Genomic DNA, 24,676 nt, shown 5'->3' with positions numbered 1-24,676 from the left:
TGCCGCGTTCTGCTTCTCTTCTCATGCTCGCACACGGCCGGAAGGGGGGACAGCGGCCCGGTCCCGGGACCCGGACCATGCCGGGATTCACGTCACATGGACGCTATCGCCATCGTCAAAGTGACGTGAAGCGGTTATGATAGATAGCGTCAGTTAGACGAAAACTAGAAAGGGTAGGTGTCGTGACCACCGCCCAGACCCCGCAGCTCGACGTCCAGCCGTCTCCGCTCGCCCTGCTGTTGCTCGGCCGCGGCGCCGACCCGAAGAGCGAGCGGGGCGTCGAATGCCCCGGCGATCTGCCCGCGCCCTCCGACCCGGACCTCGTCGAGCGCGCCCGCGCCGCGAAGGCGAAGCTCGGGAACAAGGTCTTCGTCCTCGGCCACCACTACCAGCGTGACGAGGTCATCCAGTTCGCGGACGTCACGGGCGACTCCTTCAAGCTGGCCCGGGACGCCGCCGCGCGTCCGGAGGCCGAGTACATCGTCTTCTGCGGTGTGCACTTCATGGCGGAGTCGGCCGACATCCTCACCTCCGACGACCAGAAGGTCGTCCTGCCCGACCTCGCGGCCGGCTGCTCCATGGCCGACATGGCGACGGCCGAGCAGGTCGCCGAGTGCTGGGACGTGCTGACCGAGGCGGGCGTGGCCGAGCAGGTCGTGCCGGTGTCCTACATGAACTCCTCGGCCGACATCAAGGCGTTCACCGGCAAGCACGGCGGCACGATCTGTACGTCGTCCAACGCCAAGCGGGCCCTGGACTGGGCCTTCGAGCAGGGCGAGAAGGTGCTGTTCCTGCCCGACCAGCACCTCGGGCGCAACACCGCCGTGCGCGAGATGGGCATGTCCCTTGAGGACTGCGTCGTCTACAACCCGCACAAGCCGAACGGCGGGCTCACGGCCCAGCAGTTGCGTGACGCCAAGATGATCCTGTGGCGGGGCCACTGCTCCGTGCACGGCCGCTTCACCCTGGAGTCGGTCGAGGACGTCCGCGCGCGGGTGCCCGGCATCAACGTGCTGGTCCACCCCGAGTGCCGGTACGAGGTCGTGGCCGCCGCCGACCACGTCGGCTCGACGGAGCACATCATCAAGACCCTGGAGGCGGCCCCGGCCGGCTCCAAGTGGGCCATCGGCACCGAGCTGAACCTCGTCCGCCGCCTGGCGAATCGTTTCGCGGCCGAGGACAAGGAGATCGTCTTCCTCGACCGCACGGTCTGCTTCTGCTCCACCATGAACCGCATCGACCTCCCCCACCTGGTCTGGACCCTGGAGTCCCTCGCCGAGGGCACCCTGGTCAACCGCATCGAGGTGGACCGCGAGACGGAGGCGTTCGCGAAGCTGGCCCTGGAACGGATGCTGGCGCTGCCGTAGCCGGCGACGACGTTCGGCGAGGGGCCCGGAAGGCACATCCCGTGTCTTCCGGGCCCCTCGCGTGCGCGTGTCAGTTGGGGTCAAGCGCCCGCCACTTGTCCGCGTGCAGCACGGGCGTGACCACGACGGCGCGGAAGCCGGCCGGCGGATCGAAGGTCACCACCAACTCCCCCGGCGCCGCGCCCTCCTGCACGCACCCGATCAGCGACCTCGGGACGGACCAGCCCCCGGGCCCGAACGCCGGTTCCGCGTCCGCCCTGAAGTGGAAGTGCTCCTCGCAGCACTCCGCGACCCCCGGGATCGTGGCGGGCTCCCCGTCCCTGACGTAGGCGATCGCGTCCGCCAGCAGCGTCTCCCCCCTGCCCACCGCGTCGGTGATCCGGTCGATCGCCGCGTTCGCCCGGCGTCGCCGCCGCCAGTCGAGCACTCCCATGTGGGCTCCTCCCTCGGCTCATGGCCCCTCCCCGGGGTCTGCCGCACCATTGTGACCTGGGGAAAGGGCAGGGGCCCGGAGTGCACGGGGTGTGCGCTCCGGGCCCCTGGCCGCCGAGAACCGGTCGGTTACACCTTCACCGGCTCCGGCTCGTCCGCCGAGGACTCCGGCTCCGTCGGGTCCGCCTTCTTCGCCGTCTTCCTGGCCGCGCGGCGTTCCTTGCGGAGTTCGAGCATCGCGTAGAGCGTCGGCACCAGGAGGAGGGTGAGGAGGGTGGAGGTGATCAGGCCGCCGATGACCACGACCGCGAGGGGCTGGGCGATGAAACCGCCCTGGCCGGTGACGCCGAGGGCCATGGGGAGCAGGGCGAAGATCGTCGCCAGGGCCGTCATGAGGATCGGGCGCAGCCGGTGGCGGCCGCCCTCGATCACGGCCTCGACGACGCCGTAGCCCTGGGACCGGTACTGGTTGATCAGGTCGATCAGCACGATCGCGTTGGTCACCACGATGCCGATCAGCATCAACATGCCGATCATCGCCGGGACGCCCATCGGGGTGCCGGTGACGATGAGGAGACCGAGCGCGCCGGTCGCCGCGAACGGGATGGAGACCAGCAGGATCAGCGGCTGGGCCAGCGAGCGGAACGTCGCCACCAGCAGCATGAACACGATCGCGATGGCCGCCAGCATGGCCAGACCGAGGTTCTTGAACGCGTCGTCCTGGTCGGAGGAGACACCGCCGATCTCGGCCGTGGCGCCCGCCGGGAGCTTCAGCGTCTTGAGCTTGGCCTGGAGCTGGCTGCTGACCGCACCGGTGTTGTCCCCGGTCGGCCGGCCCTTGATCGTCGCGGCGCGCTGGCCGTCGATCCGGGTCATCGACACGGGCCCGTCGACCAGCTTGACGGTCGCGATGTCACCGAGCTCGACCCGGCCCAGGTTCAGGTTCTCGAGCTGGGCCAGCGTGGTCGCGGGCTTGGCCGAGCGCACCACGATGTCGCGCTCGGTGTCGTCCAGGATCGCCTTGCCCGCGGGGGTGCCGCGTACGGCCTGCGCGACGGCGCCGCCCAGCTTCTGCTGGTCGAACCCGGCGGCGGCCGCCTTGTCGTTGGCCTTGACCGAGATGCGCGGCACGCTCTGCGAGAGGTCGCTGGTCACGTCGGTGACGTGGTCCAGGGCCGCCACGGTGGAGCGGACCTTCGCGGCGGCGGTCTTCAGGGTGGCCGGGTCGGCCGCCTTGACCACGACGCTGAGGTCCTGGTTGCCGAAGCTGTCGCCGCCGGACACGGTGGTCGTGCCGATGCCGTCGAGCTTGGCGAGCCCGTCCGAGAGGTGCTTCTGCACGTCGGCGAAGGACGCCCCGTCCTTCAGCATGACCTGGTACGACGCCTGGTTGGTGTCGGTGCCGCCGCCGAAGGCCGCCATGAAGCCGGAGGAGCCGATGGTGACCTGGTAGTCCTTGACCCCCTTGACCGAGCCGAGCAGCTTCTCCACCCGCTTGGCCTGCGCGTCGGTCGCCTCGAGGCTGGTGCCGGGCTTCAGCGTCTGCTTGACGGTGAGCACCTGCTGCTCGCCCTGGTCGAAGAAGTTCGTCTTCAGCAGCCCGGACATCCCGAAGGTGCCGAGCAGCACGACCACCGCGATCAGCACACTGGTCAGACGGCGCCGGGTCGCGAACCGCAGGACCGGGACGTACGCACGCTGGAGACGGCTGTTGTTCTCCTTCTCCTCGGCCCGGCGGCGCGCCTCCTCGGCGTCCTCGGGGGTGCCCTTCGGGGCGCGCAGGAACCAGTACGACAGCACCGGCACGACCGTCAGCGACACCAGCAGCGAGGCCAGCAGGGCCGCCGTCACGGTGATGCTGAAGGAGCCGAACAGGGCGCCCACCATGCCGCCGACCAGGCCGATCGGCAGGAAGACGGCGACCGTGGTGAGGGTCGAGGAGGTGACCGCTCCGGCCACCTCGCGCACCGCGCCGATGATGGCCTGGCCGCGCTCCTCGCCGTAGCCGAGGTGACGCTTGATGTTCTCCAGGACCACGATCGAGTCGTCCACGACCCGGCCGATGGCGATGGTCAGCGCGCCCAGGGTGAGCATGTTCAGGGACAGCCCGCGCGTCCACAGCACGATCAGCGCGAGGACCACGGACAGCGGGATGGAGACCGCCGTCACCAGCGTGGAACGGACCGAGGCCAGGAAGACCAGGATCACCAGGACCGCGAAGAGCAGACCGAGCGCGCCCTCGGTGGTCAGGCCGTCGATGGCCTTGGAGACCGCCGGACCCTGGTCGCTGACCACGGTCAGCTTCGCGTCCGAGCCGAGGTCGGTACGGAGCTTCGGCAGCTTGTCCTTGACGGCCTGGGAGATGGCGACGGCGCTGCCGTCGTGGTCCATGGTGACGTTGACGGCCAGGCTCGGCCGCCCGTCGGTGCGGGTGAGGGAGTCCGACGGCGCCGGGCGCTCCTCGACCTTGGCCACGTCACCGAGGCGTACGGGCTTGGCGCCGGGCTCGCCGGTGACCATCAGGTCCTTGATCTGCGCCAGCGAGGTGTAGCCGCCGCCGACCTGGACGGTGCGGTTGGCGCCGTTCTCGTCGAAGGACCCGGCCGGGACGGTCGCGCCGCCCGCCTGCAGCGCGGGGACCAGCGCGGCGGGGGTGAGACCGGCCTTGGCGAGCCTGGCGTCGTCCGGGGTGACGGCCACCTGGACGTCACGGACGCCGGTGACCTGGACGCGGCCGACGCCGTCGATGTCCTTCAGCGCGGGGACGACCGTGCGGTCCAGCTTGTCGGCGAGCGCCTGCTGGTCCTGGCCGGAGGACGCGGCGAGGACGACGGTGGGCATGTCGTCGGTGGAGCCGGAGATGACCTGCGGGTCGACGCTGTCCGGGAGCTGGCCCCGCGCCCGGTTCACGGCCTGCTGCACGTCGGTGACGAGCCGCTTGGTGTCGTTGCCGTAGTCGAAGGACGCCATGATCACGGCGTTGCCCTCGGAGGCGGTGGAGGTGACACCGGTGATGCCGTCGACGCCCTGGAGGTTGTTCTCGATGGGCTCGACGACCTGCTTCTCGACCACGTCGGGCGAGGCGCCCTGGTACGGCGCGATCACCGACACCATCGGCAGGTCGATGGTGGGCAGGAGCTGCTGTTTGATCTGGGGTATCGCGATGGCTCCGAAGAGCAGCGCGACGAGCGACACCAGGCCGACGAGGGCCCGCTGTTTGAGGCTGAACCGGGACAGCCAGGACATGGGACAGGGTCTCTCTTCTGTGAGCGGCAGAAGCTGCTGGGACGGGCGCAGAAGCTTGGGCGGGCACGGAAAAGGCGCCCACTCCATACCCTGGCCCATGGCCGGACCCGGCTCCGTAGGTCCCAGGTCCCGTCTCTTACCCGGCTCCTACTCCACGCGCAGTACACGCGGGTGGAGGTCACTCCGTCCGGGGACGTACCAGCCCGGACTCGTAGGCGATGACCACGAGCTGGGCCCGGTCGCGGGCGCCGAGCTTGGCCATGGCCCGGTTGACGTGCGTCTTCACGGTCAGCGGGCTGACCTCCAGGCGCTCGGCGATCTCGTCGTTGCTGAGCCCGCCGGCCACCTGGACCAGCACCTCGCGCTCACGCCCGGTGAGCGCGTCGAGGCGGGCGAGGCGGACCGGGTCGGGGGCGGCGGTGCCGGCCTGGGCGAGGAAGCGGGCGATCAGTCCCTTGGTGGCGGCCGGGGAGAGCAGCGCCTCGCCGTCGGCGGCCAGCCGGATCGCGGCGAGCAGTTCCTCGGGCTCGCTGCCCTTGCCGAGGAATCCCGAGGCGCCCGCGCGCAGCGCCTCCACCACGTAGTCGTCCACCTCGAACGTGGTCAGGATGACCACGCGGACCCCGGCGAGGTCAGGGTCGGCGCCGATCATGCGGGTGGCGGCGAGTCCGTCGGTGCCGGGCATCCGGATGTCCATGAGGACCACGTCGGCGGCGCGCTCCTTGGCCAGCCGTACCGCCTCGGCCCCGTCGGACGCCTCCCCCACGACGGCCATGCCGGGCTCGGACTCCACCAGCACCCGGAACGCGCTGCGCAGCAGCGCCTGGTCGTCGGCGAGCAGGACGCGGATGGTCACGCGGACTCCTCCCGGTCGGACGTACGGGTCTTGACCGGCAGGATGGCATGGACGCGGAAGCCGCCCCCGAAGCGGGGTCCGGTGGTCAGGGTGCCGCCGAGCGCGGTGACCCGCTCGCGCATCCCGAGCAGCCCGTGCCCGCCGCCCCCGCCGGGCGCGCTGGTGACGCCGGGGCCGTTGTCCAGCACGCTGACCTCGATGTTCGGTCCCACCCGTACGACGCTGACCTCGGCCTTGGCACCGGTTCCCGCGTGCTTCTGGGCATTGGTCAGGGCCTCCTGGACGATCCGGTAGGCGGCGAGGTCGACGGTGGCGGGCAGTTCGGTGTCCTGGTCGGCGCGGGCGACCTCCACCGGGAGCCCGGCGCTGCGGAAGGTGCCGGCCAGTTCGTCGAGGCGGTTGAGACCGGGGGCGGGTTCGGTGGGGGCGGCGGGGTCGCCGGACTGGCGCAGCAGACCGACGGTGGCGCGCAGTTCCCCGAGCGCGGAGCGGCTGGCGGAGCGGACGTGGGCGAGGGCCTCCTTGGCCTGGTCGGGGCGCCGGTCCATGACGTGGGCGGCGACCCCGGCCTGCACGTTGACCAGGGCGATGTGGTGGGCGACCACGTCGTGCAGCTCGCGGGCGATGCGCAGCCGCTCCTCGGCGACCCGGCGGCGGGCCTCCTCCTCGCGGGTGCGTTCGGCGCGTTCGGCGCGTTCCCGTATGGCCTGCACGAAGGCGCGGTGGCTGCGCACGGCGTCGCCCGCGGTGGCCCCGATGCCGGTCCAGGCGATGATCGCGAGGTTCTCCTGCGCGTACCAGGGCAGCGGCCCGGCGAGCATGGCGGCGGCGGTCAGCACGGCCATCACCAGCAGCGCGACCCGCCAGGTGGTGGCCCGGCCCGTGGTGGAGGCCACGGTGTAGAGGGCGACGACGGCGCACATCACGACGGGGGCACGCGGGTCGCCGGTGACGCACTCGACGAGCGAGCAGACGCCGGTGACGGCGAGGACGGCCATGGGCGCGCGGCGGCGCAGCACCAGCGCCACGGCGCCGACGACCATCAGGACCAGGCTCAGCGGGTCCGGGGCCCGCTCGCCCCAGGCGACCCCGTGCTCGCCGTGCGGCGAGGCGAAGGAGCCGCCGATCATGCACAGCAGCACCAGACCGGCGAGGACGGCGTCCAGTGCGAGGGGGTGGGCCTGCGCCCCGTACCGGGCGCGTTGGAGAGTGCTCACCGGTGAACAGTACGGGCGCCGGGCGGGGTACGGGAATCGGTCCCCGGACCGGCCGGGGCTCGCCGCGGCCGGTCCGGGGCCAGCCGACCGCCGGCCACGGACCGTCAGGTGTCGGTCGGTGTTCGCCCTGGGTATCCATGACGGACGCCTGGTGTTGGCCGTACCGGCCCAGCCTTCTGCTCGGCGTCCGTGCCCCGGCGGCCGGACGCGTCCAGTCGACGAAAGGCGGCCTCCGTGCGCCCTCACCCCTCGTCCCCGCGCACCGCCTGGACGGTCGCCGCGCTCGCGCTGGTGTCGGCGGCGGCCCCGCTGCTGCCGACCGCTCCGGCGGCGGCCGCGAGCTACGGGACGCCGACGATCAAGCTGTCGGCCGGGTATCTGTCGGGCGCGGTCGGCGCGAGCGGGGACCCGGTCGTCACGGCGACGGTCGCGCAGAGCGGTGCGAGCGCCTCCGACCTCACGGTGGCCGCCGGCCAGTCGAGCAGGTCGTCGGTGGCGGGCACGGGAGACGTGCGGGTCACGGGCTCGGACGGGACCCGCACGGTCGCCGTGACCGCCCGCGCGCAGGGGTACACCGACCTCACCCTGAAGGTGACCGGGCTCGGCGGCAAGACGGCCACCGCGACCCTGCACTACGCGGCCTCCCCTGCCGTCCAGCACTCGGCGGACGCCCGCTATCTGACCGGCGCGTCGGACGCCTCGGCCGCCGTGGACGCCGGTGACGGCTGTCTCCTGGTCGCCAACGACGAGGACAACACCCTGCGCCTGTACGACGGTTCGGTCTCCGGGGCGCCGGTCAGGAGCTGGGATCTGAGCAGTGCGCTGGGGACCGACAAGGAGGTGGACGTCGAGGGCGGCACCCGTGTCGGGAACACCGTCTACTGGACCGGCTCGCTCGGCAACAACAAGGACGGCGAGTACAAGCCCGCCCGGAACACCCTCTTCACCACCACGCTCTCCGGCTCCGGCGCGGCGACCTCGGTGACCTTCGGGACGGCGGGCCACCGGCTCCGGGACGACCTGGTGGCCTGGGACCGGGCGAACGGCGACCGGTACGGGTTCGCCGCCGCCACCGCCGACGGGCAGACCCCGAAGCAGATCGACGGCCTCAACGTGGAGGGCCTGGAGTTCGCACCCGGCTCCACGACCACCGCCTACCTGGGCTTTCGCGCCCCGCTGGTCCCGCCGCAGACGGGCGGGAAGGCGCTGCTGGTGCCGGTGACGAACCTGGACCAGGTGGCGCGCGGCACGAAGGCGACGTTCGGCACCCCGGTCGAGCTGGACCTCGGCGGTCTGTCGGTGCGGGATCTGCGCCGTAACGACCAGGGGCAGTATCTGATCCTGGCCGGGTCCTGGGCGGCGGAGGACAACAGCGCGCCCTACGCCCTCTACCGGTGGGACGGCGTGGCAGGCCACCAGCCGGTGAAGGCGCTGGACCTGCCGACGGCGGACGCGGGCGGCTGGGAGTCCATCGTGACCACGCCCGACCTGTCGGTGCCCGGCGGCCGGGTGCAGCTGATCACCGACGACGGCAGCGCCGACCTCTACGGCGACGGCGTCGCGGCGAAGGACCTCTCCCACCCGGAGTGGCAGAAGTCCCGCACCACGTGGTTCACGCTGAACTGACGTCCCCGACGTCCCGGGCCGGCCGGCCGGTCAGCCCGGGATCAGTCCGTCGTCCCCGAGCAGCTCCCGGACCTCCTCCAGAGTGGCGTCCGGGGCGGGCAGGATCAGCTCGGAGGGCTCCAGGGCGTCGTCCGGCAGCGGGGTGCCGAAGCTCCGGACGGCGTCGAGGAGGGCGGTGAGGGTGCGGCGGAAGCCCGCCTCGTCACCGCTCTCCACCTCGGCCAGCAGCTCGTCGTCCAGCTTGTTCAGCTCGGTGAAGTGCGCGTCGTCCACACGCACCTGGCCCTCGCCCATGATCCGTACGATCACGTCGGCCTCCTCGGCTCGGTCCCGGCGGCGGGCTACTGCTTGTCGAAGCGCGGGGTGTCCTGCGACCGCCGGTCCTGCGCCTGGCCGGTGCCGCCCTCGATGGCCTGCTGCGGGGAGCCCCCGGCCAGCTCGGCCTTCATGCGCTGCAGCTCCAGCTCGACGTCCGAGCCGCCGGAGAGGCGGTCCAGCTCGGCCTGGATGTCGTCCTTGGCCATGCCGGACTGGTCGTCCAGGGCGCCGGAGGCGAGCAGCTCGTCGATGGCACCGGCGCGGGCCTGGAGCTGGGCGGTCTTGTCCTCGGCGCGCTGGATGGCGAGGCCCACGTCGCCCATCTCCTCGGAGATGCCGGAGAACGCCTCGCCGATGCGGGTCTGCGCCTGGGCGGCGGTGTAGGTGGCCTTGATGGTCTCCTTCTTGGTGCGGAAGGCGTCCACCTTGGCCTGGAGGCGCTGGGCGGCGAGCGTCAGCTTCTCCTCCTCGCCCTGGAGCGTGGCGTGCTGCGTCTCCAGGTCGGTGACCTGCTGCTGGAGGGCGGCACGGCGGGAGAGCGCCTCGCGGGCCAGGTCCTCGCGGCCGAGCGCGAGCGCCTTGCGGCCCTGGTCCTCCAGCTTCCCGGACTGCTGCTGCAACTGGTTGAGCTGGAGCTCCAGGCGCTTGCGGGAGGTCGCCACGTCGGCGACGCCCCGGCGCACCTTCTGGAGCAGCTCCAACTGCTTCTGGTACGAGTAGTCGAGGGTCTCGCGCGGGTCCTCGGCCCGGTCAAGGGCCTTGTTCGCCTTCGCGCGGAAGATCATCCCCATACGCTTCATGACACCGCTCATGGGCTTCGCGCGCCCCCTTCTGACGGAACTCCGGCTCACCGATCCTGCGACAGAACCCACAGTACGGGCCCTGCCTCCATTACCGCACCGTTCGGGAGCTCATGCTCTCCTCCCCAGGGACGAGGGCGGACGCCCCCGCTCCGGCGTGAGGAGTAGGTGATCCCCGGGCGGCGCCCCGTTCGTCCCCCGTTTCCCCCGGTGCGGTCCCTGCTACAGACGCCGGGTGTTGCCGGATCGTTCCCCAGAGGGCTGGGGTCCATGCCGCGAAGCCCGTACCCTTGGGTTTTGTGTTCCGTAGCCGTGCCAAGGAAGAGAAGGCCCCCGCCGACAAGGCGCAGGTGACCCTCTCCAAGCAGACCCGTGACCCGCAGGCCCCGAAGGGCAGGCCCACGCCCAAGCGCAGTGAGGCCCAGTCCCAGCGGCGCAGCGTGGCCAGTACGCCCACGAACCGCAAGGACGCGGCCAAGCGCCAGCGCGAGGAGCGCCGGGCCGCTCTCGAGCGGCAGCGCAAGGCGCTGGCCGGCGGCGACGAGCGGTACCTGCCCGCCCGTGACAAGGGCCCGATCCGGAAGTTCGCCCGTGACTGGGTGGACTCGCGGATCAATGTCGCGGAGTACTTCCTGCCCTCGGCCATCGTGATCCTGGTGCTCAGCGTCGTGCGGGTGCCCGCGCTGCAGAGCATCGCGCTCATCCTGTGGCTGGTCGTGATCGTGGCCATCGTGCTCGACTCGGTCTGGAGCGGCGTCCGGCTGCGCAAGGCGCTGGCCCAGCGCTTCCCGAACGACAACCGCAGGGGCGCGGTGGCGTACGGCCTGATGCGTTCGCTCCAGATGCGCCGGCTCCGGCTGCCCAAGCCGCAGGTCAAGCGCGGAGAGCGACCCTGAGCGCAGACGCAGCTCCCCGGGCCGCCGCCGGGCTCCGGCCGGGCGGACCGGGCGTTCCGCGTGACCTCCTGCGCCATGAACTGGTGACCCGGCAGCTCGACGAGCAGCTCCGGGCGCGTTACTCCCTGGGACGGCGGCTGCGCGTCCTCGACGTGGGCACGGGCCGGGGCGCGGGCGCGCTCAGGCTGGCCCGGCTCGGCCATCACGTCACCGGGGTCGAGAACGACCCGGTGGTGATCGCGGCGGCGCGCGCGAACCTGGCCGCCGAGCCGGAGGGCGTGCGCGAGCGGGTCCGGCTGGTGCACGGCGACGGGCGGGACACGGGCGTGCACTTCCTGCCGGGCAGCTTCGACGTGGTCCTCTGCCACGGTCTGCTGATGCGGGTGGAGGAGCCCGATCCGCTGATCGCGGGTCTGGCGAGGATGCTCGCGCCGGGCGGTCTGCTCTCCCTGCTGGTGCGCAACGGCGACGCGCTCGCCATGCGGCCGGGTCTTGCCGGTGACTGGACGGCCGCCCTCGCCGCGCTCGACGCCACCGCCCTGCTGCCGCGCTCGCGCTCCGAGGCCGACGGCGAGAGCCCGGCCGAGCAGCCTCGCCCCCGGGGCCGCGCCGAGCGCCTGGCGGTGCTGACCGCCACCCTCGACGGAATCGCCGCCCCGCTGCACGCCTGGTACGGCGTGGGCGTCTTCACCGACCTCGCCGACGCGGACGACCCGGCGACTGCCCCGGCGTCCTCGTACCCGGCCACCGATGTGCCCGGACTGCTCGACGTGGAGGAGCGGGCGGGACGTACGGACCCCTACCGGGGGGTCGCGGCGCTGCTGCACCTGTGCGGGGTGCGGGGCTGAGCCCGTTGGCCGTGCGGGGTGCGGGCCGAGCCCGTTCGGGCGTATCCGGCGGGCCGGTACGGGTCCCGCGCGCTCAGACTCGGGGCATGGACGCTTCCCGTACCCGCGCCCTCGGCCGGGTGGCCCCGGCCGCCGCGCTGGCGTGTTCCGCCGTCCTCGGCTCCGGCTGTTCGGCGCCGGTCACCGCCCCGGCGGAGCCGTCGGCCGCGCGGGCCGCGGTGCCCGAGGTGTCGAACCAGCTCCAGGACCAGTACCAGCGGGTGATCAAGGAAGCCCTGCCGTCGGTCGTACAGATCCAGGCGAGCCGGGATCTCGGCTCGGGGGTCGTCTTCGACACCCAGGGGCACATCGTCACCAACGCGCACGTGGTCGGCTCGGAGAAGACCTTCAAGGTGACGACGGCCAGCAGTGAGGAACAGCTCACCGCGAGCCTCGTCTACTCCTACCCCGACCAGGACCTCGCGGTGATCAAGCTGGACCGGGTGCCGGCCGGGCTGAAGCCGGCGGTGTTCGCGGACTCGGCCACGGTGCAGGTGGGTCAGATCGTGCTGGCGATGGGATCGCCGTTCGGGCTGTCCTCCAGCGTGACGCAGGGCATCGTCTCCGCGACCGGACGGACGGTCAGCGAGGGCGACGAGGGCGGGGGGACGGGCGCGACCATCGCCAACATGGTGCAGACCTCCGCCGCGATCAACCCGGGCAACAGCGGGGGCGCGCTGGTGAACCTGGACGGCCAGGTCGTCGGCATCCCCACGCTCGGCGCCGCCGACCCCGGGATGGGCGGCGGTGCGGCACCCGGCATCGGCTTCGCCATCCCGTCGTCCCTGGTGCGCACGGTCGCCGGCCAGATCGTGGAGCACGGCAAGGTCACCGACTCCGGCCGGGCCGCCCTCGGCATCAGCGCCCGCACGGTGGTGGACGACAGCTACCGCCCGGTCGGCGCGGCCGTCGTCACCGTCACCCCCGGCGGCCCCGCCGCCCGGGCCGGCCTCCGCACCGGCGACGTCATCACCCGCCTCGACACCACCACGATCACCTCGGTGACGGCCCTGGCGGAAGCCCTGGCGGCGGACAAGCCGGGCCAGCGGGTGAAGGTGACCTACCAGCGCAACGGCACCGAGGGAACAGCGGAGGTCACCCTGGGCGAACAGTGAGGCACCTTGAAATCCCGCCCGAGCCACGAGTCTTTCAGGGGCGCGGGGAACTGCGCGACAAGCCACGACGGCCAGAAACCCGCGCGAGGACCGAAACCACAACGGCGATCAGACGCCCCGCCGAAACCCGAGCCGCATCCTCACTGGCCAAGCCACGACTCCCCAGGGGCGCGGGGAACTGCGCGACAAGCCACGACGAACCCGCACCCGCAAGACGACGATCACGCACCCCGCCGAAGCCTGCGCAGCATCCTCGCGTCGTCGAAACCGACTTCCCGTGCCGCCGACTCCACGGTCGCCCCGTGCCCCATCAGATGCTCGGCCCGCTCGACCCGCAACGCCTGCTGGTACCGCAGCGGCGTGAGCCCCGTGGCCCGGCCGAACACCCGCGTGAGCGTCCGCGCGCTGACCCCGGCGTGCGCGGCGAGGAGATCCAACGGCAACCGCTCGGCGAACCGCGCGTCGATCAGGTCCTGCACCCGATGCGCCGTGTCGTCCAGGTGCCCCCGGTGCCGCAGCATCGCGCTGGCCTGCGGTTCGTCCCCGTTGCGCCGCGCAAAGATCACCATCTCGCGAGCGACCCGTGCGGCGAGAGCGGGCCCGTGCCGCACCGCCAGCAGATGCAGCGCGAGATCGATGCCGCTGGCGATGCCCGCGGAGGTGACCACGCGGTCGTCGGTGGTGAAGAGCACGTCCCGGACGACGGTGGCCCGGGGGTGACGGGCGGCGAGTTCGTCCTGGAGCGCGTGGTGGGTCGTACAGCGGCGCCCGTCGAGCAGCCCGGCCCTGCCGAGCGCCTCCGCCCCGGCGCACACGCTGGCGACGGTGCCGCCCGCCGCGTGGTGCGCGCGCAGCCGCTCGACCAGGGCGGCGCCGGGCGCGGGGCCGCCGCGCAGGGTGGGAGCGCGCCAGCCCGGTACGACGACCAGGTCCTCGGGGCCGAGGGAGGGCCACTCGGTGCGGGCCGTGAGCGGAAGCCCCTGCGCGCTGGTGACCTGCGGATGCTCGGCGACGTAGTCGAGGGTGTAGCGCTGCCCGAAGCTCGCCGCCGTGGAGAAGACCTGGGCCGGTCCGGCGAGGTCGAGGAGGTGGACGTCGGGCAGCAGGACGAAGACGACGCGGGTCATACGGGCGATGCTGCCAGCTCCGCGACGGTGGCGATGCGGGCGAAGCGGTCGCGCAGGACGGCCTGGGTGCGCTCCATGATCGCGTCGACGCCCAGTCCCCGATGGGGTTGGTGGTGGTCGCGTCGGCCACGAAGACGATCTCGTAGCCGAGGTCGCTGCCGAGCCGGGCGGTGGTCTCGACGCACTGTTCGGTGCGGATGCCGCACACCCACAGCTCCCCCACGCCCGCCTCGGTCAGCAGTTGCTGGAGGTTGGTGGTGGTGAAGGCGTTGTGCGCGGTCTTGCGCAGCACCGGCTCCCCGGGCAGCGGCTGCTCCAGCTCCTCCAGGAGCCGTACGTGTCCGAGGTCCGGGTCGAAGACGTCGCCGCTGCCGGGCTCGGTGTGCAGCACCCAGACGACGAGGTCGCCCAGGTCGCGGGCGAGCCGGACGAGCCGGTTCACCGGCTCGGCGATCTCGGGGTTGCCGATCTCCTTCCACAGCGGACGGGCGCGGAAGGATTCCTGGACATCGATGACGACGAGTGCTCGCTTCATGCCGTCCAGTCTGACCTGGGGATACACGGCCGCGGCAGACACGATCGGGGCCGGGTGCGGAACGATCCGGTCAGGGCGGGGAGGGTGTCAGGTCCCGGGCGCGCCGGGACCTGACGGGTGAGCGGGTTACGCGGTCTGTTCCGCGTTCAGGCTCATCGGGCCGTAGATCTCGGTGCTCTCCTCGAACAGCCGCACCTGCTCGGCGCCGCCCTCCAGGAGCGCCTTCCAGTGCTCGCCGATCCAGGACTCGGCGTCCCCTTGCGTGGTGAACTCCTCCGGCTCGACCGCGGGCGGGACCTCCGTCCCGTCGGCCTTCTCGAACCGCCACGTCCATGCCGCCATGCGGGCCTCCTTCGATCCGACGCTGCGGGCAGCGTATGCGCTCGGCGGCGCCGGTCACAGGAGATCGTGGATCATCACCCGGCCAGGGCACCGCCTCCTCGCGCCCCGGCCAGGGCGCCCGGCCGGGGCGCCGGCACGCCCCGCGTCACCGCGTCGTCGGGGGCACCGGGGCGCGGGAGCCGCGCGGGCGGGTGAAAATCGGTCCGTGGACGTCACTCTGCTCGGCACCGGTGCCCCGCCGGGACTGCCCCGGCCCGACTGCCCCTGTGCCGTGTGCGCGACCGCCCTCGGGCCGGACGCGCGGGCGGCGACCGCGCTGCTCGTGGACGACGCGCTGCTGCTCGACCTCACCCCCGGCGCGGCCTTCGCGGCGGCGCGCGCGGGACACTCGCTGGGCGGGGTGCGCCAGGTGCTGCTCTCCCATCCGCACGACGGACCGGCCGTGGAGGTGCCAGCCGGGCTGCCCCAGCCGGTGCGGGTGCCGGACGGCCGCGAGCTGACCCTGCTGACCGGGCACCGGGTGCGCGCGCTGGCCATGGACGCGGGCGGCACCGGGTACGCGGTGACCGGGCCGGACGGGCAGCGGCTGCTGTATCTGCCGCCGGGCGGCTTCCCCGCGGGGCTGGAAGCCCCGACCCTGGCGTACCACCTGGTGCTGGCCGACGTGGTGGGCCGCCCGGACGCGCTGGCCCGGCTGCGCGCGGCCGGGGCGGTCGGTCCGACGACGGACGTGGTGGCCGTCCATCTCGACCACGACGTGCCGCAGGGCGCGGAGGTCGCCCGGCGGCTCGCGGCGGCCGGGGCGCGCGCGGTGCCGGACGGTACGACGCTGGCCGTGGGGGCGTACGAGGAGGTGCCGGACGTGCCCCGCAGGACGCTGGTCCTCGGCGGCGCCCGCTCGGGCAAGTCGGTGGAGGCGGAGCGCCGCCTGGAGGCGTTCCCCGACGTGCTGTACGTCGCCACCGGCGGCACGCGCGGCGGCGACTCCGAATGGGCGCAGCGGGTCGCGGCGCACCGCGAGCGGCGGCCGGGGTCGTGGCGTACGACGGAGACGACGGATCTGGTGCCGGTGCTGGCCGAGGAGGGGCCGCCGGTGCTGATCGACTGTCTGTCGCTGTGGCTGACGGACGCCATGGACGCGGTCGGGGCGTGGGACGACGCCGAGTGGGCGGACGGCGGCGAGAAGGCGCTGCGCGAGCGGGTGCGGGAACTGGTGGCGGCGGTGCGCGACGCGCGCCGCACGGTGGTGGCGGTGTCGAACGAGGTGGGCTCGGGCATCGTCCCGGCCACCGCCTCGGGCCGCCGCTACCGCGACGAACTCGGCCGTCTGAACGCCGCGTTCGCGGCCGAGTGCGAGCAGGTGCTCCTTGTGGTGGCGGGTCAGGCGCTGGTGCTGCGGGGCTAGCCTCCGCGTACCGGACGGGGGGGGAGCCGGGGGTCAGCCGGGGGTGCCCTCCTTGCGGGCCACCACCCGGCAGGCGTTGGCGAAGCGGGTGCGCCGGGTCAGCGGGGAGAGCAGCAGCTCCGCTCCGGCGGCGGCCGTCAGCGCCGGGGACGTGACCCTGCGCAGGGGCGGCGGAACGTGGGCGAGGGCCAGGGAGAGCGCGGCCGTGAGGTCGTACGACAGATGTGCCGCGGCGCGGTCGGTGGTGACGATGGCGCAGCCCCGTTCGGTCAGTTCGGCGCGGAGGTTGGCCGGCGGGGGCAGGTGGAGGTGGCGCGGCTGGCCGTGCGGGAGCCACCACTTGCCGAGCAGTGCGGCGAACGCGCTGGCCGGGTCCGGGACTTCGAGGACGAGATGGCCGCCGGGGCGCAGCACCGTGAGGGCGGCGCGCAGTTCGGCGCGCGGATCGGGGACGTGCTCCAGGTGGTGGAACATGCTGACCACGTCGTAGCGGGCGCGCAGCCGCTCCGTGACGCCCGGGGTGGTCAGGAGACCCCGGTGGGCCTCCTCGATCCGCCCCGCGGCGCGGGCCTTGTCGACGCGGGCGGTGGGGTCGAGGCCGTCGAAGCTCGTGTAGGGGAAGAACTCCTTGGCGGCCTCGGGGAAGCGGCCGTCGCCGGTGCCCACGTCGAGCCAGCTCTCGGGGTCGGCGAGGCAGGTCAGGGCGCGGGCGGTGGCGCGGTGGCGGCGGTGGACGGTGCGCGGGGACAGCGCGCGGGCGGCGATCTGGTCCAGATGTCTCTCGCAGGGGTCCCGTTCGTCCGCGGCGAGGTCGTCGGCGGCGAGCCGGGGGTTCTGGAAGGTGTGGGCGCAGTCGGCGCACTCGTCGAGCCCGAAGACCCCGGGGCGCTCCCGCAGCGGGTCGGGGGCGCGCAACCGGGTGCGCAGCCTCGGGGAGCCGCACCAGGGACAGTCCGCGCGGAGCGGTCCGGAGAATCCGTCGGTGGACTGCGGGGCGGGTGGCGAGGGCTGCATGGGCGGCTCCCTGTACGGCATTTCGCGGTAAACCGGAACGTATGGGATACCGATCTTGGGCGCAACGACGTGCCGGTGACGGGCTTCCGGTGTGGCGCGGAAGCGGCGGAGCGTGGACGGTACTGTTCCGCGAATGAGCAGGATTGATCTGGACGAGTTCTCCGATCTGATCGAGCGCCCGGACGGTGCGGTGCGCCGCGAGGCCGAGGCCCGCCGGGAGCGCCTGGCGGTCGCGCCCGGTTCGCTCGGGCGCCTGGACGAACTGGGTGAGTGGCTCGCGGCCGCGCGGGGCACCGTGCCGGTGCGGCAGATCGAGCGGCCGCGCGTGGTGCTCTTCGCCGGTGACCACGGCGTCGCCGCCCTCGACGTCTCGGGCCGGCCCGCGGGCACTGCCGGGGAGCTGGTGCGGGGCGTGCTGGAGGGCGCGAGCCCGGTGGCGGTGCTGGCCCGCCGTCTCGACGTCCCGGTACGCGTCGTGGACCTCTCCGTGGACACCGGGCCGGACGCCTTCCCGGCGGAGGTGGTCCGGCACCGGGTGCGGCGCGGCAGCGGCCGGATCGACGTCGAGGACGCGCTGACCCTGGACGAGGCCGAGGCGGCCTTCCGCGCGGGAGTCGCCGTCGCGGACGAGGAGGCGGACTCGGGCACGGACCTGGTGGTGCTCGGCGATCTGAGCGTGGGCGGTACGACGGCTGCCGCGGCGCTGATCGCCGCGCTGTGCGGGACGGACGCCTCCGTGGTGACCGGGCGTGGTGGCATCGCCATCGACGACCTGGCCTGGATGCGCAAGTGCGCCGCGGTCCGCGACGCGCTGCGCCGGGCCCGGCCGGTGCTCGGGGACCAGCTCCAGCTGCTCGCGACGGTGGGCGGCGCGGACCTGGCGGCGATGACCGGCTTCCTGCTCCAGAGCGCGGTACGCAAGCTGCCGGTGATCTTGGACGGCGTGGTGGCCGCGGCGTGCGCGCTGGTCGGACAGCGCGTCGCCTTCCGGGCGCCCGACTGGTGGCTCGCGGGCCACCTCAGCGGCGAGCCGGGCCAGGCCAAGGCGCTGGACCGGATGGCCCTGGAGCCGCTGCTCGACCAGGGCGTGCGGGTCGGCGAGGGCGTGGGCGCGCTGCTCGCGCTGCCGCTGGTGCGGGCCGCCGCCGCGCTCGCGGCCGAGCTGCCGGAGGTGAAGGCCGAGGCGACCGGGGCCGAAGAGGCTTCGGCCGGGGAGAGCGCGCGGCCCGAGGAGTGAACCCCGGGCCGTCGGGGGCTGCCACCCGCCGATGAGCGCGTTTCACGGCTTTGGCGCCCATATGATCGTCCGTCATGGGAGACGCCCGAATCGCCGTGGACCCGCAGACCGAGCCCGGGCGGCGGTTTGGCGGCCGGTCCCGCCGGGCCGCCGCGTGCGCGGTCTGGTACCTGCGGGCCGTCGCGTTCGTCAACTTCCTCAGCGCGGTGTGGGTGTCGCTGGGCCAGGACGTGCGCCGCCACAACCAGGAGAACCTGTTCACGCCGTACCTGCTGACGGCGGGTTTCGCCTCCGGGGTGTTCACCGCGTTCCTGGCGATCACCATGCGGCGGCGCAAGCGGGCGGCGTGGATTCTCAACCTGGTGCTCAGCGGGGTGTTCCTCGCGCTGTTCGCCTTCGCCATGGTCTTCCCGGAGATCCACGGCTCCGCGCAGAACTGGGTCTCGCTGGTCCTCACGGCCGCCTTCGTCGCCGCGCTGCTCACCGGCCGCCGGGAGTTCTACGCCAAGGGTGACCGGTCCAACCCCCGGCTCGCCGCGACCGTGGCCGGCGGGGGCGGACTCGCCGCCTCGCTCCTTGCCGGGCTCGTGGTGACGGTCACCAACCAGGCGCCGGACGCGGCGAGTTCGACCTTCCTGGAGCGGTGGCACTACGGCACCCTGCGGCTGATCTCGGTCGCCGCCGAGGAGTCCAGCTTCCCCGGCATCGACCCGCCCAACTGGGCGAACGTCAGCATCAACGTGCTCAGCACCGCCCTGCTGCTCGCCGTCCTCTACGCCGCGTTCCGCTCCCGGCGCGCGGTCGACCCGCTCACCGAGGACGACGAGAAGCGGCTGCGCGAGCTGCTCGACCGGCACGGCGAGCGGGACTCCCTCGGCTACTTCGCGCTGCGCCGGGAGAAGAGCGTGGTGTGGTCCCCCACCGGCAAGGCGGCCGTCGCCTACCGCGTGGTGGGCGGGGTCAGTCTCGCCTCGGGCGATCCGCTGGGCGACCCGGAGGCGTGGCCCGGCGCCATCGCGCCCTGGCTGGCCGAGGCTCGGGCGCACGGCTGGATCCCGGCGGTGATGGGCGCGAGCGAGGAGGCCGGGACCGTCTACGCACGGCACGGCCTGGACGCGCTGGAACTGGGCGACGAGGCGATCGTGGAGGTCGCGGACTTCACTCTGGAGGGCCGCGCGATGCGCACGGTCCGCCAGGCGTACAACCGGGTGCGGCGGGCCGGGTACCGGGTGCGGGTACGGCGCCACGAGGACATTCCGGCCGACGAGATGGCGTACCTCGTGAAGCGGGCCGACGACTGGCGCGACGGTGCCACCGAGCGCGGCTTCAGTATGGCGCTCGGGCGGCTGGCGGACCCCGAGGACGGCCGGTGCGTGATGCTGGAGTGCGTGGACGCCGAGGGGCGGCTGCGGGCGCTGCTGTCCTTCGTGCCCTGGGGTCCGGGCGGTCTCTCACTGGACCTGATGCGCCGTGACCGGGGCTCCGACAACGGGCTGATGGAGTTCATGGTCATCGATCTGCTGCAGGAGGCGCGGGAGTTCGGGGTCACCCAGGTCTCCCTCAACTTCGCCATGTTCCGCTCGGTGTTCGAGCGGGGCTCGCGGCTCGGCGCGGGTCCGGTGCTGCGGCTGTGGCGGTCGCTGCTGAGCTTCTTCTCCCGCTGGTGGCAGATCGAGTCGCTGTACCGGGCCAACGCCAAGTACCGCCCGATCTGGGAGCCGCGCTTCCTGCTCTTCGAGAAGAGCGCGGACCTGCCCCGCATCGCGCTGGCCTCGGCCCGCGCCGAGGGCTTCCTGGAGGCGCCGGGGCTGCCCAAGTGGCTGCACCGCAGACATCTGGAGACCCACAGGTGAGGACCCGCAGGTGAGCCGCGCGGTCCGGTGGGCCCGCGCCGAGTGGGGGCCGCTGTACGGCGCCCTGCGCGCGCGGGGCGGCCTGCCCGCGATCCCGATGACGCTCGCGGCGGTGGCCCTGACCGCGCTCCTCCAGTACGTCCAGAACCAGCCCTGGGGCTTCCGCGCGGTGGAGGCGGCGGGCGCGGTGCGCGCCCAGGACACCTGGTGGCTGGCCCTGCTGCGCACCCCGCTCTCCCTCTTCGTGCCCGCGCTCGACCTGCCGGTGTGGGGCGCGCTGGCGCAGATCCTGTGCGTGTTCGGCATCGCGGAGATCTGCCTGGGCCGCCTGCGGACCCTCACCGTCGCCTACGCCGCCACCCTCGCCGGCACCCTCTACGCCCGCCTCGGCATCGCGCTCGGCCCGCACTCCCCGCTGGGGCTGCCCGCCTCCGACGCCCTGGTGGTCGACACCGGCCCGTCGGCGGCCGTGGTCGGCCTCGCGGTCTTCGTGGCGGCCCGATACGGCGCCCGGACGACGGCGGTCCTGGTGCTCGTCGCGATAGTGGCGGAGGTCCTGGCCAAGGACAATCTGGCGGGCAAGGAGCATCTGGCGGCACTGCTGGCGACGGGCGCGCTGTCGGCCGCCTCGGCGGTGCGGGTCCGGTACAGGGGCCGTAGGGGGCGTCTCCCCGGTCTTCGCGGGCCCGCGACTCCACCGGCCTCCGGCCGGGAGGTCCCCTCAGGCACAGCACCTGGCCGGACGCCCTGTCAGTTGCCGCGCGGGAGACGGGCCGGGCTCGGGTCGGGTTTGCCGCCGATCCAGTCCTGGAGGGCACGGCGGGGACCGGCCCAGCGGCGGTCGTGGCGGTAGGCGCGCAGCAGGGCCCGGGCGCGGGCGCGGGGGCGGTGGACGTAGAACCGGCGGGCCCACGGCGAGGAGGGACGGGCCAGCCGGATCGCGCCCGCGAGGGCGAGCAGGGGCACGATGGCGCCGAAGATCGCGACACGGGCCTTGCCCTTGCTGAGCGCGACCAGCGAGAAGAAGAAGTTCACCGCGATGGTGGCGATGACCCCGCCGCGGTCCTGGAGTTCGTCGTGGGTGAGGTCGTTGACGCCGAACGGGGAGAAACCCGCGAGGAGCAGCCCGACCAGCGCGGCGGTCAGCACGACGACCTCGACGCTCTTGCGGCCCTCGGCGGTCCAGTAGACGTCGTCCAGATGCAGGATCAGCGCGAACTCGTCGAGCACCAGCCCCGCGCCGATCCCGAAGACCACGGCCGCGAGCGCGCCCCCGAAGCCGTGCCGGTCGCTGGCGACGGCGCCGAACCCGCCGACGAGGGTGAGGACGATCCCGGGCACCACGTGGTGGATGTGCAGCCCGCCGGCGCTGACGTTGCCGAACGGGCCCTTCCCGGCGCGGATCAGCCGGGTGACGACCCGGGTCACGACGAAGGTGGTCACGAAGGCGGCGAGGGCCAGCAGCAGCGGAAGCTTGCCCGGTTCCAGGATGTTCCGCTCCCACCAGTGCCCCATGTGCGCACTTTATCCCTGTTGTCCCGGGCGAGCGGCTCAGACCGCGCGGCGCCCGCGGGCACGGCCCCGGCGACCGCTCTCGCGCGCCCGATAGCCTGCGCCGATGTCCGAGACCCCCGCCGCCGCTCCCGCTCCAGCCCCGCTCGACGGGCTCCGCTTCGCCTTCGGCACCCTCACCGTGCTGCCCGTACGCGTGCGCCGCTGGGACCGGGAGGCGGCGCGCGCGGGCATGACGTGCGCTCCCGTCGCCGGGCTTGCCGTCGGTCTCTGCGCTGCGGCGCTCGGGCTCCTGCTCCTGCCGCTCGGCGCGGGACCCCTGCTCGCCGCCGTCGCCTCGGTCGCCGTTCCGGCGGTGCTGACGCGGGGTCTGCACCTGGACGGGCTCGCCGACACGGCCGACGGGCTCGGCAGCGGCAAGCCCGCCGAGGACGCGCTGCGGATCATGAAGCAGTCGGACATCGGACCCTTCGGCGTGCTCACCCTGCTCCTGGTGCTGCTCGCCCAGGTGGCCGTCCTGGCCCAGCTCTACGGCACCTCCTGGACCCGGGGCGCGGTCGCCGCGGTCGTCTCGGCGCTCGCCGCCCGGCTCGCGCTCACCCTGGCCGCCCGCGCCGGGGTGCCGGCCGCCCGCCCGGAGGGGCTGGGGGCGGCGGTCGCCGGAGTGGTCCCGGCGCGGAGCGCGGGGGCGGTCGCGACGGGGTGCGCCCTGTTCGCGGCGGGCTGCGGCGCGGCCCTCGGCGCGTGGGGTGCCGTCCACGCGGCGGTGGCCGTCCTGTTCGCCCTCGGCGCCGCCGAACTCCTGCTGCGCCGCTGCGTCCGGCGCTTCGGCGGGGTCACCGGGGACGTGTTCGGCGCCCTCGCGGAGACGGCGGCGACGACGGTTCTGGTCGTGCTCGCACTGGGCGGAGCGGGGTAACCGCCCTGCGGAGGTGCGCAGTTGCCCGCGGGCGGAGGGAAGGCCACGTTCGGGTGGCCGCCCGAAGGAATGAGCGAGCGGGCGCACGCGCGTACTCTCGTGGCGGGTGTTCGCCGACGGAGTGGAGACCCCGGTTGCCGAAGTGGTCCAGCGCTGGGCCTAGGGTCGGCTCTCGGGCCCGGTCGACCCACCCCTTTTGCGTGAGGCCGCCCCACCGGGCGGCCGAGGAACGCAAACGGCCACTGCAACTTCACATCGGAAGCGAGATTTCACCACCGTGACTGCTCTGACTCTCAGCACCGCCGCGGCGCCCGGCCTGAGCGCCGACGCGATCGTGATCGGTGTCGCCAAGGCCGGCGCGGGCCCCGTCGTGGCGCCCGGCGCCGAGTCCGTCGTCGAGGCGTACGACGGCGCGCTGCCCGGCGTCCTGGAGACCCTCGGCGCCTCGGGTGCCGAGGGCGAGCTGACGAAGCTGCCCGCCCCGGCGGGCTTCGAGGCCCCCCTCCTGGTGGCGGTGGGCCTGGGCGCCGAGCCCGAGGCGGAGGACGGGTACGACGCCGAGACCCTGCGCCGCGCCGCCGGTGTGGCCGCGCGCGGTCTCGCCGGGACCGGCAAGGCCGCGTTCGCGCTGCCCGTGGACGGCCCCGGTGCCGTCGCCGCGATCGCCGAGGGCGCGCTGCTCGGCGCCTACGCCTTCGACGCGTACAAGGAGAAGGCCGAGGACGGCGACGCCAGGAACGCCCCGCTGGGCGAGGCCGTCGTGCTCACCGACGGCGGCGACGACCACGACGCGGCGCTGGCCCGCGCCGTCGCGGTCAGCGAGGAGCTGAACCGCGCCCGCGACCTGGTCAACACCCCGCCGAACGACCTCGACCCCGCCGCCTTCGCGGCCATCGCGCGCGCCGCCGCCGACGAGCACGGCCTCGAGATCGAGGTGCTCGACGACGCGGCCCTGGTCGAGGGCGGCTACGGCGGCATCATGGGCGTCGGCGGCGGCTCCGCCGCCACCCCGCGCCTGGTCAAGCTGGCCTACACGCACCCCGAGGCCGACAAGCACCTCGCCTTCGTCGGCAAGGGCATCACCTACGACTCGGGCGGCATCTCCCTCAAGCCCGCCGGGCACAACGAGACGATGAAGTGCGACATGGCCGGCGCCGCCGCCGTGTTCGCCGCGGTCGTCTCCGCCGCCCGCCTCGGCCTCAAGGTCAACGTGACCGGCTGGCTGGCGCTCGCCGAGAACATGCCGTCGGGCTCCGCCGTCCGCCCGGGCGACGTGCTGCGCATGTACAGCGGCAAGACCGTCGAGGTGCTCAACACCGACGCCGAGGGCCGTCTGGTCCTCGCGGACGCGCTGTGGGCCGCCTCGGCCGAGGAGCCGGACGCGATCGTGGACGTGGCCACGCTCACCGGCGCCATGGTGCTGGCGCTCGGCAGCCGCACCTTCGGCATCATGGCGAACGACGACGCCTTCCGCGCCTCGCTGCACGACATGGCCGAGGAGGTCGGCGAGCCGGCCTGGCAGATGCCGCTCCCCGAGCACCTGCGCAAGGGCATGGACTCCCCCGTCGCCGACATCGCGAACATGGGCGAGCGCATGGGCGGCGGCCTGGTCGCCGGTCTGTTCCTGCGCGAGTTCGTCGGCGAGGGCATCACCTGGGCGCACCTGGACATCGCGGGCCCGGCCTTCAACGAGGGCGGCCCCTTCGGCTACACCCCGAAGGGCGGCACCGGTACCGCGGTCCGCACCCTGGTTCGGCTCGCTGAGCTGACCGCCGACGGCGACCTGGGCTGAACCGCCCACCGGAGCAGGGGGCGCGGTCCGGCACCGCGCCCCTCGCACCACCTCTGACACCGCTCAGCCCCAGGTGAGGGCCGTGCCGGTGCACCCGAGGGGCGCGCGGCCCCGCGAGCACATAACCGAAGAGCGGCGAGGAGGGGAAAAGGTGGTCAGAGAACGTGTAGATAAAGGAGG

The 24,676-nt window shown here is 73.5% G+C and carries 21 protein-coding genes and 1 pseudogene; 11 read left to right on the top strand and 11 right to left on the bottom strand.

Translation table 11 applies throughout. The features are described from left to right. Positions 1–182: 182 nt before the first annotated feature. A complete protein-coding gene (gene nadA, locus ACWEEU_RS17365) occupies positions 183–1,367 on the top strand; it encodes a quinolinate synthase NadA (RefSeq protein ID WP_451733197.1) in 1,185 nt (394 codons plus the stop codon). A 70-nt stretch (positions 1,368–1,437) separates the two neighbouring features. On the opposite strand, the gene ACWEEU_RS17360 is transcribed toward nadA, so the two are convergent. From ACWEEU_RS17360 to ACWEEU_RS17345, 4 genes are all read right to left on the bottom strand, one after another. Next, positions 1,438–1,800 (bottom strand): hypothetical protein, encoded by a 363-nt coding sequence (locus tag ACWEEU_RS17360; protein WP_451733194.1) that lies wholly within the window; start codon positions 1,798–1,800, stop codon positions 1,438–1,440. 128 nt (positions 1,801–1,928) lie between these two features. After that, entirely contained in the window at positions 1,929–5,045 is a 3,117-nt protein-coding gene (locus ACWEEU_RS17355) for an efflux RND transporter permease subunit (protein ID WP_451733191.1), read from the bottom strand. A 178-nt stretch (positions 5,046–5,223) separates the two neighbouring features. Further along, entirely contained in the window at positions 5,224–5,901 is a 678-nt protein-coding gene (locus tag ACWEEU_RS17350) for a response regulator (protein WP_451733188.1), read from the bottom strand. Continuing rightward, the gene (locus tag ACWEEU_RS17345) at positions 5,898–7,118 is read right to left on the bottom strand and encodes a sensor histidine kinase (RefSeq protein ID WP_385748435.1); all 1,221 of its coding nucleotides are present in this window, start codon (positions 7,116–7,118) and stop codon (positions 5,898–5,900) included. The genes ACWEEU_RS17350 and ACWEEU_RS17345 overlap by 4 nt, the downstream gene beginning before the upstream one ends. A 234-nt stretch (positions 7,119–7,352) precedes the next feature. Here ACWEEU_RS17345 and ACWEEU_RS17340 point away from each other — a divergent pair, with 234 nt between their 5' ends. Continuing rightward, positions 7,353–8,744: a DUF3616 domain-containing protein gene (locus ACWEEU_RS17340; RefSeq protein ID WP_385748433.1), complete on the top strand. Its 1,392-nt coding sequence runs from the start codon at positions 7,353–7,355 to the stop codon at positions 8,742–8,744. Positions 8,745–8,774: 30 nt separating this feature from the next. On the opposite strand, the gene pspAA is transcribed toward ACWEEU_RS17340, so the two are convergent. Further along, positions 8,775–9,053 (bottom strand): PspA-associated protein PspAA, encoded by a 279-nt coding sequence (gene pspAA, locus ACWEEU_RS17335; protein WP_385748431.1) that lies wholly within the window; start codon positions 9,051–9,053, stop codon positions 8,775–8,777. A 32-nt stretch (positions 9,054–9,085) separates the two neighbouring features. Next, positions 9,086–9,862 (bottom strand): PspA/IM30 family protein, encoded by a 777-nt coding sequence (locus tag ACWEEU_RS17330; protein WP_385748428.1) that lies wholly within the window; start codon positions 9,860–9,862, stop codon positions 9,086–9,088. A gap of 299 nt (positions 9,863–10,161) precedes the next feature. Between ACWEEU_RS17330 and ACWEEU_RS17325 the strand changes: the two genes are divergently transcribed. The 3 genes from ACWEEU_RS17325 (at position 10,162) to ACWEEU_RS17315 (ending at position 12,760) form a co-directional block, all read left to right on the top strand. Continuing rightward, a complete protein-coding gene (locus ACWEEU_RS17325) occupies positions 10,162–10,758 on the top strand; it encodes a DUF3043 domain-containing protein (RefSeq protein ID WP_451733183.1) in 597 nt (198 codons plus the stop codon). Positions 10,759–10,841: 83 nt separating this feature from the next. Next, positions 10,842–11,606 (top strand): class I SAM-dependent methyltransferase, encoded by a 765-nt coding sequence (locus ACWEEU_RS17320; RefSeq protein ID WP_385748424.1) that lies wholly within the window; start codon positions 10,842–10,844, stop codon positions 11,604–11,606. 86 nt (positions 11,607–11,692) lie between these two features. Continuing rightward, positions 11,693–12,760 (top strand): S1C family serine protease, encoded by a 1,068-nt coding sequence (locus ACWEEU_RS17315; RefSeq protein WP_385748422.1) that lies wholly within the window; start codon positions 11,693–11,695, stop codon positions 12,758–12,760. A 221-nt stretch (positions 12,761–12,981) separates the two neighbouring features. Here ACWEEU_RS17315 and ACWEEU_RS17310 read toward each other — a convergent pair whose 3' ends face one another. The 3 genes and pseudogenes from ACWEEU_RS17310 to ACWEEU_RS17300 all read right to left on the bottom strand — a co-directional run bounded on the left by ACWEEU_RS17310 (position 12,982) and on the right by ACWEEU_RS17300 (position 14,764). After that, complete coding sequence (locus ACWEEU_RS17310; RefSeq protein WP_385748420.1) at positions 12,982–13,887, bottom strand: GlxA family transcriptional regulator; 906 nt, start codon at positions 13,885–13,887, stop codon at positions 12,982–12,984. Beyond that, positions 13,884–14,422 (bottom strand): annotated as a pseudogene (locus ACWEEU_RS17305) (cysteine hydrolase family protein). The gene ACWEEU_RS17310 and the pseudogene ACWEEU_RS17305 overlap by 4 nt, the downstream one beginning before the upstream one ends. Positions 14,423–14,548: 126 nt before the next feature. Beyond that, entirely contained in the window at positions 14,549–14,764 is a 216-nt protein-coding gene (locus ACWEEU_RS17300) for a hypothetical protein (protein ID WP_385748414.1), read from the bottom strand. A 205-nt stretch (positions 14,765–14,969) separates the two neighbouring features. Between ACWEEU_RS17300 and ACWEEU_RS17295 the strand changes: the two genes are divergently transcribed. Continuing rightward, positions 14,970–16,169, top strand: a complete 1,200-nt coding sequence (locus ACWEEU_RS17295; RefSeq protein WP_385748411.1) for a bifunctional adenosylcobinamide kinase/adenosylcobinamide-phosphate guanylyltransferase — start codon at positions 14,970–14,972, stop codon at positions 16,167–16,169. A 33-nt stretch (positions 16,170–16,202) separates the two neighbouring features. Here the strand turns inward: ACWEEU_RS17295 and ACWEEU_RS17290 are convergent, their stop codons facing one another. Then, a complete protein-coding gene (locus ACWEEU_RS17290; protein WP_385748408.1) occupies positions 16,203–17,183 on the bottom strand; it encodes a class I SAM-dependent methyltransferase in 981 nt (326 codons plus the stop codon). Between the two features lie 133 nt (positions 17,184–17,316). Here ACWEEU_RS17290 and cobT point away from each other — a divergent pair, with 133 nt between their 5' ends. The 3 genes from cobT (at position 17,317) to ACWEEU_RS17275 (ending at position 21,126) form a co-directional block, all read left to right on the top strand. Continuing rightward, complete coding sequence (cobT, locus tag ACWEEU_RS17285) at positions 17,317–18,420, top strand: nicotinate-nucleotide--dimethylbenzimidazole phosphoribosyltransferase (RefSeq protein ID WP_451733176.1); 1,104 nt, start codon at positions 17,317–17,319, stop codon at positions 18,418–18,420. A 74-nt stretch (positions 18,421–18,494) separates the two neighbouring features. After that, positions 18,495–20,273, top strand: a complete 1,779-nt coding sequence (locus ACWEEU_RS17280) for a phosphatidylglycerol lysyltransferase domain-containing protein (protein ID WP_451733173.1) — start codon at positions 18,495–18,497, stop codon at positions 20,271–20,273. 10 nt (positions 20,274–20,283) lie between these two features. Next, positions 20,284–21,126 carry a hypothetical protein gene (locus ACWEEU_RS17275; protein WP_451733170.1) on the top strand — a complete coding sequence of 281 codons (843 nt, stop codon included), beginning with the start codon at positions 20,284–20,286 and terminating at the stop codon, positions 21,124–21,126. Here ACWEEU_RS17275 and ACWEEU_RS17270 read toward each other — a convergent pair. Further along, on the bottom strand, positions 21,024–21,788 hold the full coding sequence (locus ACWEEU_RS17270) for a hypothetical protein (RefSeq protein ID WP_385748398.1): 765 nt from the start codon (positions 21,786–21,788) through the stop codon (positions 21,024–21,026). The two genes, ACWEEU_RS17275 and ACWEEU_RS17270, sit on opposite strands and share 103 nt — an antisense overlap. Before the next feature lie 103 nt (positions 21,789–21,891). Between ACWEEU_RS17270 and ACWEEU_RS17265 the strand changes: the two genes are divergently transcribed. Together ACWEEU_RS17265 and ACWEEU_RS17260 are read left to right on the top strand one after the other, a co-directional pair. After that, positions 21,892–22,704, top strand: coding sequence for an adenosylcobinamide-GDP ribazoletransferase (locus ACWEEU_RS17265; RefSeq protein WP_451733167.1), 813 nt, complete (start codon positions 21,892–21,894; stop codon positions 22,702–22,704). 277 nt (positions 22,705–22,981) lie between these two features. Then, positions 22,982–24,496 carry a leucyl aminopeptidase gene (locus ACWEEU_RS17260; protein WP_385748393.1) on the top strand — a complete coding sequence of 505 codons (1,515 nt, stop codon included), beginning with the start codon at positions 22,982–22,984 and terminating at the stop codon, positions 24,494–24,496. Positions 24,497–24,676 lie beyond the last annotated feature (180 nt).

This window comes from Streptomyces sp. NPDC005004, assembly GCF_053600675.1.
Note: the sequence above shows the minus strand (reverse complement) of the source record. Positions and strands in the feature narration are given on the sequence as shown.